The organism is Bacillus sp. NTK074B, assembly GCF_017303375.1.
GTDB lineage: Bacteria > Bacillota > Bacilli > Bacillales > Bacillaceae_B > Rossellomorea.
The window spans coordinates 1-264 of record NZ_JAFKOH010000125.1; the positions used below are offsets into that span (position 1 = coordinate 1).

Below are 264 nucleotides of genomic sequence, written 5' to 3' on the forward strand. Positions count from 1 at the left end.
TTCTCAGTAAAAAGAATGCCATGCAAGTGATCGATTTCATGTTGAATGGCTCTTGCAAAGAAACCTTCCGCTTTTAACTTAAACTCTTTACCAAAGCGATTTTGAGCTTTGATTGTAATGCGATACGGACGTTCTACCTCACCAAATAACCCAGGAAAACTAAGACAACCCTCTAGATCAACCTCTTTACCTGACGACTTTATTACCTCAGGGTTAATTAGTTCTAGCGCTTCTTCTTCGCGTGTATCCACGACAGCAATTTGT

At 40.2% G+C, this 264-nt stretch carries 1 protein-coding gene; it reads right to left on the reverse strand.

The annotated features are described in order from the left end of the window. The coding region (locus JI667_RS21680; protein WP_206858538.1) for a peptide deformylase at positions 1–264 on the reverse strand (264 nt) is incomplete at both ends.